This is a genomic window from uncultured Campylobacter sp. (assembly GCF_938018145.1).
Taxonomy (GTDB): domain Bacteria; phylum Campylobacterota; class Campylobacteria; order Campylobacterales; family Campylobacteraceae; genus Campylobacter_A.
Map to the genome: position 1 here is coordinate 1 of NZ_CALIII010000107.1, position 10,169 is coordinate 10,169.

Below are 10,169 nucleotides of genomic sequence, written 5' to 3' on the forward strand. Positions count from 1 at the left end.
ATCTAAAAGAAGGTGCCGACAAAAAGCCGCTGCGCAAGGACGACGGCATGCACATCAGCATGAACGGCGCTAAAAAGATCGCCGTCTACGTTGTGGACAAGCTGCTAAACGGGCAGAGCGATAATTTTTAGCCGAATTTGAGTTTGGCTAAATTTAAAGGCTCTAAATTTATGCGGTCGTAAATTCTTAATATTTAAAGTTTCGCAGTTTTTTGCGCCTTAAATTTGAGCAAATCTGCCGAGCCGCTCGCAAAATAAATACGGGCGTGCTTTAATTATCTTATACCAATTTTTATCATGCAGTGCGATCAAATGCTCGCTCGCATAAAATAAAATATCGAACTAAACAATCGCGTGGTACTCTTTTTACCGCAAACGATTATTTCGCGCCAAAGCCGCCGACGTTTTGCTGCAGCCGACCTAGATACAAAACGGTATTTTGGCGCAAAGCTTTACCGCAAAATCATAAAAATCGCTATAAACATATAGACAAACCGCGTTTGGCGCTTTCGCGTCGTCTGCGACACACACGCTCTGTGCCGACGTAGATTTTATCGGTTCATTTTTCGTTTTCGCCGCCTTGGCAAATTTAAATTGCGGCAAATTTGAGCAGTAAAGCTTAGATTTAAAACTCGGCCGGAGCCAAAACCGCGCTAGGCTCGTGCGCCGACTCAGTTAATTTTCAAATTTACCCAACTACCGAATTTAGTAAATCCACTTCACGACGTCGCTTAGTTCGCGGCGGTATCTTTTTGGTTGCGGTTTTACTCGGTAGCCAAACGGCACCATGAGGCTCACGCGCTGCTTACTCGTATCAAGGCCTAAAATTTTATTTAACGCCGCCTCGTCAAAGCCCTCGATAGGGCAGCTGTCGATACCTAGGCTCGCCGCCGCGGTCATCATATTTGCCGCCGCGATGTAGCACTGCTTACTCGACCAGTGATAGACTAGCTCGTCGTCTCCGTGGAAGCGCCCACCTAGAAAATCGCCGTAAAATTTCTTCCTCGCGGCAATCATCTCTGGTGCCTTGTCCTCGCGGCGGTCAATCATTTTCTCTACGTATTCGCCTACGCTTTTTACCTCAGCGACTTTAGCAAGGATAACTAGCAAATGCGAGCAAGAGGTAATCTGCACTTGATTCCACGAGGCTTCGCGGATCTTTTGCCTGAGCTGCTCGTTTTGCACGACGACGAAGTCCCACTGCTCAAGCCCCGTCGAGCTAGGACTTAGCCTGCCAGCCTCCAAGATAAAGTCAAATTCGCCAGCGCTGATTTTCTTGCTTTCGTCAAAAACCTTGCATGCGTGACGAAATTTCATAGATTCTAAAAAATTCATTTTCGCTCCTTTTGGTTTTTATGGTTACGCCAAATTATATAAAATTTGACCGAATTTAAGCTTAAAGAGGATTTAGGATAGAGGCAAATCCGTCCGCGCGAAACGAACGAATTTGCGTTAGTTTGGGCTAAATTTACTCGCCCAGAGGACTATTTAGCTCTACGACGTTTACTTTGCCGTCTTTATGAGCTAGAGCGTAGATACTGCCGCCCTTTATCGCCATGCTTGAGATGTCGCCTATTTGCGGCATCGCGTAGGCGTCAACCACCTTTGCCTCCGCAAGGTCGATCACGAGCAAGGTGTTGTAGTTTTTGGAGTAGGCCAAAAATTTACCTCCCGCGACGTCGCCAGCCGTGACGTAGTAGTCTTTTAGATCGCGTTTATCTTTTAGCGCGAGGGCTGACGTCACGATGGTTTCGCCGCTTAGCATCTTGTCCTTGCTATCGACTTTTATGAGGATCAAGTTCTTAGCGCGCTCGTTTGGCACCGTGATCATATACATGTAGGTGCTTTGCGGGTCTTTTGCGAGCGTTAGGACGTATTGTTTTTTCGCCCTTATCGTTAAAAGCGCCGGACGGTCAAATTTCCACGCAGACTCGAGTCCGCCGCTACTCTCTCTAAAATATCTCCACTCGTGATACGCGTCCACATTTTGGGCAGGTTTAACGGCGAATGTTGTTTTGTTAAAGCCCGTAGTCACCAGCATATCGCCGACAAATGTCGATGCGACGGCCTTTTTGATATTGCGGCCGTTTGGCTTGTCGATGATAGCGTGAGCGATCTCTTTAAAATTTGCGTCCGTAAAATAAACTCCGCCTTCGGTGTTTGAGATACCGAAAGTATCGTTTTTAGCGTTATACGCTAGGCCACTCGTTACGCCTTTGCCAAAAATTCCCTTCGTCTCAAAAGGAAGCGGGAAGCTGTTTTTCACGCTAAGCGCAGGCTTTACGTCCGTAAACGCGCCGGCACTTGGATCAGAGTTAAATTTGACGCTTATATCTTTAGGTTCGCCCGCTATAAACGGATCCTCGACGACGTTTGCGCCGACAAATGAAAACGGCTTTTCAAACCTTTTCCAAACGCCTGAAGTCCAAGTGTTATTTAGGCTGATGCGCTCCGGATCGCCCTTGCCGCTATGGGGAGGTATACCTGCCGAGATGAGCGCCTGAACGGCATTTGATAGGATGACAAATAGGCTTAAAGCGATCACGAATTTTGAATACGCGCTAAGAGGCTTGATCCTAGTGTCCGAGCGCGAGATATCGCCCGAGACGACCTTGTCTTTGGCAAAAAGCATCATCAGCCCCATCGCTACGACCACGACCCAGTACACCAAAATGCCCCACGTATACGTGTGCGCGCCGAATATATCGCCGCCAAAGCCCATACCTACGTCTCTATACAAGCTAAAGCTAGCGTGCCTTAGCGTCATAAAAATGCCGTACGCAGCGCCAAAAAGCACGGCGGCTATGTAGCGCGCCTTTAGGCCGTAGCGCAGTATCAAGATACCAGCGACGCCGACCACGACCATGCCGATGCGCTCCCACCAGCAAAGCGTGCAAGGCCCCTCGCCGATGACGTAGCCAAGATAGATATTTGCGATACCGACGGGGATAGCAAGCACAAGCAAGACCGCGCTAGCCATGATAAAATCGAAATTTTTATCGTTAAAAAAACTCATCACGCCCTCCTAATACGCCGCGTAAGGCAGCAGGGACGTCCAGCTGGCGATGAAAAACATAATAAAGCAAATCGCCGTCCCCACGGCAAATGCGCCAAACGCTAAGCCCTCTTTTTCAGGTTTTTTCCAAGCTATAAAAACGGCTATAGCCAGAAAGAGAAACGATAAAAATTCCATTTTATCTCCTTTGTATCATTAATATTAGATTGTAATTTTAATTTAATTCTTTTATATTTTCGCTTAAAATACGGAATATTTTTGATAATATGTTGCAGATTGCTTTAAAATTTGGAGAAATATTTTGGAAATTTAACGGATTTGGTTTGCGAACAAATAGCTAAATTTACGGATATTTGGAAGTGGGGTTGGCTGTAAATTTACTATTTTATTTTGCGAGATTTTACTAAATTTTATTTTTAAGAATTTTGGCTGCTACGGATTTTAGCAGCTCAAATTTGACTAAATTTATATTTAGAAAACTTGGCTGTTTTAGTGATTTTTGTAAATAAATTTGATTAGGCTTGCTGTTTTGCCTATCGCTTGGCTGATTTTAAACTATCTCAAATTTGACCAAATTTACAGCCGTCAAATTTACGCCAAGCTCGCAAGCTTAAATTTAAAGCCCATTAGCGTAAATTTATGCCGTATTCGCCGCGTTTTTTAGCTACACCGACGACCGCCGAGCTCTCGTAACCCGCCTCTTTTAGACGAGACAGAGCCAAATTTGCCTCGCTTTGCGGTACGGCTAGCAGCAATCCGCCAGAAGTCTGCGCGTCGTAAAGCAAGATATCCGCATCGCCGGTAACGAATTTACTCGCAAAATCGCGGTTTTTGTAGCTACCCTCGGGGATGATGCCCATATCGGCAAACTCGCGCGCGGCCGCTATCACAGGTACATTACTCGCGTAAATTTCAAAGCTGATTTTATCGTTTAGCATTTCGCTTAAATGCCCTAAAAAGCCAAATCCCGTGACGTCGGTCGCCGCCGTTACGTTGATGCCTTTTAGCGCGTCCACGGCATAGAAATTTAGCTGCCGCATCGTCTCGACGGCCTGCTCGATTTGGGTTAAATTTAGCAGATCGGCCTTGATCGCCGTGCTTAAAATGCCCGTTCCCAGCGGCTTTGTGAGTATGAGCGCGTCGCCCTCTCGCGCAGTGTTGTTTGACCAAAAGGAGTTTGGCGAAACGACGCCCGTGACGCTAAGTCCGTAATACATCTGCTGCGTCTCTATCGTGTGTCCGCCGACTATCACGCCGCCGCATTCGGCGACTTTATCCTGCCCGCCGCGTAAAATTTCGCCCAAAATTTCGCCGCTTAGGTTGCAGCTATCAAAACCGACGATATTTAGCGCGTTTAGTACCTTGCCGCCCATCGCAAACACGTCGCTTAGGCTGTTTGCGGCCGCGATCTGACCGAATATAAACGGATCGTCCGCCACCGGCGTGATAAAGTCCAGCGTCTGCACGAGCGCGATGTCGTCCGTGATCTTAAAGACGCTTGCGTCTTCGTTTGTGCCGATGTTTGAGAGCAAATTTGGGTGAGCTAAATTTAAATCGCCGATAGTTTTGTTTAGACCCGACGGGTCAAGCTTGGCCGCTCAACCCGCCGCTCGGACGAATTTCGTGAGACGTTTGTCGTTGTAAATCATAGTTTGATTTGCTCGTGCGTAGTTAAAATTTGCATGACTTCGTAGGCGTTTGACATCTCGCCGACGCTTAGGTCGCTTACAAGCTTGTACGCCTCTAGGCAGCTACCGCAGCTTAAAATTTTAACGCCCGCAGCTTCTAAATCTTTAAGCGGTTTAAAGCTCGGATGAGCGCGGTTTGTAGTCATTTTAACGGCATTATTTACGCAGATTACGTATTCTGGTTTATTTTCTACCTGCAAAAGCGCGCCTAAAAATTTAGCTAGCAAGCTAACGCCCACGTCGCCGCTTCCGGCGTATTCTTCGTTTAGATAAATGACTGTTTTTTTATTCTTTGGCGTGATTTCGCAGACAAATTCGTCAAAATTTGCTAACTCAAGCTTTGATTCGCCCTTAACGGCGGTGATTTTCGTCTCGGTACCGTTTTGCTCTACGCTAAATTCGACGTTTTGGTTTTTCAAAAAACGGCTTATGTTTTCTTTTGGGGCGATTGAATTTACTAAAATCTCAAGCTTTTCGCCATTTTTTAATCCTTCAAGCGCGTTTTTAGTCCTGATAACGGGCTCAGGGCAAGCCAAATTTCTACAATCGATTTGCATGATTTTTCCTTAAATTTATTACTCTTCAACCTGAAGTCTGAGGGGAATTTTATCTAAAAGATTTTAAATTTCGTATAAAAGGCGACTTGTAAGCTCGCCTTTGAGGCAAAAAGGAGAAAGATTTCTCCTTTTTTATTATTTTAATTTTGGATAAGTTTTTTCGTATTCAGATACGGGGATTTTATTTTTAGAGATGAGCTCTTGGTACCAGTAGTGGTGAAGTACATAAACCTCTTCTTCTTCTTTATAGCCAGTTATCATCGACCAGATAGCGCCGTGGATAGCGATGGCCGCCATGTAGATGTGCACTAGGAAAAATACAGCACACACGATGCCAAGCACGTTATGGATTAGCGCAGAAGCTCTTAAAATTTCGATCTGCGATACGCCAAGCCAGCTCGCAACGTCTGGAGCTCTAAAGTCAAGGAAAAACATCGCAGCACCAGTTAGTATCATCACAATACCGCCAGGGATAGCTACCCAGTACCACGCCTTTTGGCCGGCATTAAATTTGCCCGCAGGTACTGGGCGTTTAACCTTTGATAGATATCCGCCGATGATCATCATCCATCTGATATCATAAACCGCAGGCAACATCCTCACGGTCCAAGCTATCAACATCGGAGGCACCGAAACGGCAAACAAAATAGTAGCTAATCCGTGGATGTCCTTACAAAATCTAACAAACGCGCCGCCGCCAAGCTCTGCGCCCCACATCATGATGACGCCGGTCGGTATGAGCACTATCCATGCAATCGCCGCAGCACCGTGAGATACGCGCTCTATCATATTAAACGCATAGACTTTTTTGCCGTCGTGGCTGAAGTGTTTCGGTCCGATGATCAAAAAGTGTAGAACGAACGCGCCGATAACAGCCAAAATAAGCGACAAAGCCGCTATCGCGAAGTAGTCGTTGCCCTGAATGAACGTGAAAATCGGCCCCAAACCGTCTTCGTAAGGCTTAATGTTCTCGATTCTACCCGCAGCCCAGATATTGCTCTGGTACTGGTTTGTGCTAGGACTCGCCTCGATAGCGAAGACCCAACAGGCGAAAACCGAAAGCAAACTCAAAATTCTCGTCATGCTATCTCCCTTTGGTTTTGTTTTCCGTCTTAAAAAGCTTGTTGTGGTCGGCATCCAGCCAAAGGCTAAATTTTGCGGATTTTCATGAAATTATATCAAAAAATAACGTAATGCAAGCTTAGCGTCAAAACAATGCATTTTTAGGCAGTTGCGGCACTTTTTTATCAAAATCAGGGTCAAATTTATAATCCGCTATATTAATTCATTTATATAAGCTAGATTTTATTTATCTTAAATTTAACTTCGTTTGAGATTAAATTTGCGGCAAATTTGGCGGGCGATAAACCAAATTTCAAAATTTAAATCCGAAAAGCTACGGGTTTAGCGCAGGCGCATATCATGCAGAAACCTGGCGTAAAATTTGATTTAAATTTACAGCCACAAACGGCGCCCTCCCCAAACGTCAATTTTGCATCGTAAAGGACGCAGTTCCCGGCATCAAATTTAGTTTCGCCTCTCATACTCTTCAAAGCCAAATTCCCGCACGGTTACAAGCTCGCCGTTTTCTTTTAAAAGGAGTAAATCAGGCAACTTTATACCGTTAAAGGTCGTGTTTTTTACGATCGTGTAGTGGATCTGATCCTCAAATATCACCTTATCGCCCACGCTTAGCGGCGCGTCAAATTTATACTCGGGCTCGCCGGCATCAAGCCCCACGATATCGCCGGCTAGACAGGTGTTTCCGCCGAAACGGTAGCTAAATTTACCGCCCTTGCTCTCGCCTCGCACGGCCGGTCGGTACGGCATCAGCACGGTGTCTGGCATATGCGCCTCGGCCGAGACGTCCAGGATGGCTATGGTTTTTTCGTTTTGCACGAAATCAAGCACCGAAGCGGCTAAAAATCCCGTCTGCCAGCCCACCGCTTCGCCGGGCTCTATGTAGACCTCGACGCCGTATTTTTCGCGGAAGTTTTTGATCAAATTTATGAGCAGATCGACGTCGTAGCCTTCTTTGGTTGCGTGATGTCCGCCGCCGAAATTTACCCACTTCATACGCGGGATAAACTCGCCGAATTTCTCCTCAAACGCCATCAGCACGGTCTCCAGGCTCTGCGCGCTCTCCTCGCAAAGCGCGTGAAAATGCAGCCCCGTGATACCATCAAGCGCGTCTGCGTCGAAATTTGCGCGCGTGATACCTAGTCGGCTGTAGCGACCGCACGGGTTATACGCGTCAGTCGGCGCGACGGATAGCTCGGGATTTACGCGAAGCCCACAGGTAACACCGACAGCTAGGGCTTTTTCTTTAAATTTAGCCCACTGCGCAAAGGAGTTAAAAACTACGTGTTTTGAGAGCGCTAGCACCTCATCTATGTCCTCGTCTTTAAACGCGGGCGAATACGTATGGATCTCGCCGCGAACGTATTTTGCGGCAAATTTAGCCTCGTGTAGGCCGCTGCACGTCGCGCCGTCTAGATACTCGCCCACAAGCCCCATCACGCCGCTAAATGCAAAGCCTTTTAGGGCGACTAGCACCTTTGCGCCGCTTTCATCCTTGACGCGTTTTAAAATTTCGAGATTTGCACGCACCTTGGCCTCTTCGCAGACGTAGGCGGGCGTTTTTATTTTGCTTAAGATTTCGTTCATTAGGGCTCTTTCGTTTAAAATTTGGCGTAAGTATATCTAAATATTTTTTTAAGTAAAATCAAGAAAAAAATTTAATTTCAAAGGCAAATTTATGGTAGAAATCGAGTTTTTGGGCCCGATAAAGATGAATAATTTAAAGCTGGAAGCGGCAAATTTAAGCGAAGTAAAAGAAAAACTAGGCGAATACGCGGAGCTGTCCGAGTGGCTAAAAATCTGCGCCGTCGCCGTAAACGACGAGATCGCAAGCTCGCTAGACGCGCCGCTAAAAGACGGGGATAAAATTTCCATTTTACCGCCGGTTTGCGGGGGTTAAGATGCAGATATTTGATGGAAGCCTCGACGCCAAGGCGATCACAAACGCCTGGTACGACGAGTTTAAGGACAAAAACTGCGGCGCGCTCATCACGTTTACGGGCATCGTGCGCGAGGAAGGCGGCATAAGCGCGCTTAGCTTTGACATCTACGAGCCGATCCTGCGCAAATGGCTAGCTGGCTGGGAGCAAAAGGCAAAGGATCTGGGCGCATACGTGCTTTTCGCGCATTCGCGAGGTGACGTGCCGGTGCACGAGAGCTCCTACGTCGCAGGCGTCGTTAGCCCGCAAAGAAAGGTCGCCTTGCAGCTAATAAACGAGTTTGTCGAGGACTTTAAGGCTAACGCGCCGATCTGGAAATACGACGTCATAGGAGGCGAGCGCATATACGCTAAAGAGCGCAGTCAGGCGATCAAAGGCGCCGGACTTTTAGCGTAGCGCCGCTTTTTATTAGTTTTATGTAGACTCGTAAATTTGATTAAATTTAGTTTGAAATGACACTCGGGCAATGACAAAATGCGCTTTTGCCACTGCCTTTAAGCTCAATTTGCAAACCTGAAATCACTTTAGTGCCTCGTATTTCTCGCACGCTTGTAGCCATATCTTCTTTTGCTCCTCAATAACCTGCGCGCTGCGGTCGTTTTTGCCCAGATCGCATGCTTTTTTAAAGTATTCTTTGGCTGCTTTAAAAGATGCTTCCGACTTGGTTTTTTGACCGATAAGCTCGTTAGCAAGCGCAAAATTTGAGCAAGCACCCCAAAGTCCTTTATCACAAGCTATTTTTATATAGCCTAACCCTTTTATGGCGTCTGCTTTTACGCCCTGGCCCTTAAGATACATGGCTCCTACGTTTTGACAACCAAAAACGTCTCCGCCCTCGCAAGCCTTAACGTATAACTCCGCAGCTTTCTCAGGGTCTATAACGACGCCTTGGCCGGTAGAATACATAAACCCGAGATTTGAGCAGGTTTTGTAGTTATTTCCGTCGCAAGCTTTCGCAAAAAATTTCGCAGCTTTTTCGTAATCTTTCGTAAAACCGTTATCGCCCATATAGTACGATATCCCGACACTACCGCATATAATAGCGTCTCCGACCTCGCACTTTTGCTCAAATTCACGTATCTGCGCCTCGTTAAACGAAGCGGCAGAGACCAAAGAATACGCCGCAACCAAACAAAAAATTACTTTTTTCATTTTCTTTTTCCCTAAAATAAATTTTAAATCTATTTTACGCCGAGGCGCATTAAATATATATAAAATCGATATTGTCCTAGTTTTTGGCTTTTGGACACAGAGAGAAACTTGCAAAATTTAATATTTTATTTGTACTTTTGTCTTGTGGTTGATTTCAAATTTAAGCTAAATTTGACCTACCGAGACCCGCGCCGCGAAAATGTCAAATTTATAAATTTAGCAAGATATGCGACAAATATTCCAGACAGAATAGGCGTAGTTTAACTTTAAAATTTTAACCCGTGAGGGCGCGTATATGAAATACGTAACCGAAACGGGTTTAAAATTTTAAAGCTTGAAATCCGTCGTTTATGGGGAATCAAGCGGCTTTTTTGTGGAAAAATCCCACATAAACCGCAAAAACAAACCCCACCGTCACCGCCCACGGAGCCGCCGCCGTTATGGCGCTAGGAGAGCTAGCGAGCAAGAAGTTATGCGCTACGGCCGCGCCCGCCGCCATACCGATGACGAAGATTACCGAGCTTAGATTGCCCGTACCCATTTGCACGAGATGCTTGCCCGGGCAGCCTTCGCTAAGGCTAAAGCAAAGCCCGGCTAGCGTCATGCTAAGGAAGTTCCAAACCACGTCGTTGTGCGCGATAGGCTGGCCTTCAAAGCCGAATTTGTACTGCCCGAGAGCCAAATTTACGACACTGGCAAAAACCACGATACTGATGATCCCCGTAAACATCGAGAAA

At 46.4% G+C, this 10,169-nt stretch carries 10 protein-coding genes and 1 pseudogene; 2 read left to right on the forward strand and 9 right to left on the reverse strand.

The features are described from left to right. Window positions 1–704: 704 nt before the first annotated feature. The 7 genes from Q0338_RS02310 to nspC all read right to left on the reverse strand — a co-directional run bounded on the left by Q0338_RS02310 (window position 705) and on the right by nspC (window position 7,927). Window positions 705–1,334 carry an NAD(P)H-dependent oxidoreductase gene (locus tag Q0338_RS02310; RefSeq protein WP_298085350.1) on the reverse strand — a complete coding sequence of 210 codons (630 nt, stop codon included), beginning with the start codon at window positions 1,332–1,334 and terminating at the stop codon, window positions 705–707. A gap of 133 nt (window positions 1,335–1,467) precedes the next feature. Next, window positions 1,468–3,015: a disulfide bond formation protein B gene (locus Q0338_RS02315; RefSeq protein WP_298085351.1), complete on the reverse strand. Its 1,548-nt coding sequence runs from the start codon at window positions 3,013–3,015 to the stop codon at window positions 1,468–1,470. A gap of 9 nt (window positions 3,016–3,024) precedes the next feature. Then, the gene (locus Q0338_RS02320) at window positions 3,025–3,192 is read right to left on the reverse strand and encodes a hypothetical protein (RefSeq protein WP_002949057.1); all 168 of its coding nucleotides are present in this window, start codon (window positions 3,190–3,192) and stop codon (window positions 3,025–3,027) included. 449 nt (window positions 3,193–3,641) lie between these two features. Next, window positions 3,642–4,664, reverse strand: a complete 1,023-nt coding sequence (gene selD / locus Q0338_RS02325) for a selenide, water dikinase SelD (protein WP_298085352.1) — start codon at window positions 4,662–4,664, stop codon at window positions 3,642–3,644. Further along, a complete protein-coding gene (yedF, locus tag Q0338_RS02330) occupies window positions 4,661–5,260 on the reverse strand; it encodes a sulfurtransferase-like selenium metabolism protein YedF (protein ID WP_298085353.1) in 600 nt (199 codons plus the stop codon). Before yedF ends, selD begins: the two co-directional genes overlap by 4 nt. 135 nt (window positions 5,261–5,395) lie before the next feature. After that, entirely contained in the window at window positions 5,396–6,343 is a 948-nt protein-coding gene (locus Q0338_RS02335) for a formate dehydrogenase subunit gamma (RefSeq protein WP_298085354.1), read from the reverse strand. A gap of 444 nt (window positions 6,344–6,787) precedes the next feature. Beyond that, window positions 6,788–7,927, reverse strand: a complete 1,140-nt coding sequence (nspC, locus tag Q0338_RS02340; protein WP_298085355.1) for a carboxynorspermidine decarboxylase — start codon at window positions 7,925–7,927, stop codon at window positions 6,788–6,790. Window positions 7,928–8,018: 91 nt separating this feature from the next. On the opposite strand from nspC, the gene Q0338_RS02345 reads away from it, so the two are divergent. Together Q0338_RS02345 and Q0338_RS02350 are read left to right on the forward strand one after the other, a co-directional pair. Next, entirely contained in the window at window positions 8,019–8,240 is a 222-nt protein-coding gene (locus Q0338_RS02345; protein ID WP_009492400.1) for a MoaD/ThiS family protein, read from the forward strand. A gap of 1 nt (window position 8,241) precedes the next feature. Then, the gene (locus Q0338_RS02350) at window positions 8,242–8,676 is read left to right on the forward strand and encodes a molybdenum cofactor biosynthesis protein MoaE (protein ID WP_298085356.1); all 435 of its coding nucleotides are present in this window, start codon (window positions 8,242–8,244) and stop codon (window positions 8,674–8,676) included. Window positions 8,677–8,799: 123 nt separating this feature from the next. Here Q0338_RS02350 and Q0338_RS02355 read toward each other — a convergent pair whose 3' ends face one another. Beyond that, entirely contained in the window at window positions 8,800–9,432 is a 633-nt protein-coding gene (locus Q0338_RS02355) for a tetratricopeptide repeat protein (protein ID WP_298085357.1), read from the reverse strand. Between the two features lie 358 nt (window positions 9,433–9,790). Continuing rightward, window positions 9,791–10,169: pseudogene (locus Q0338_RS02360) on the reverse strand (YeeE/YedE thiosulfate transporter family protein); the annotation flags it as partial.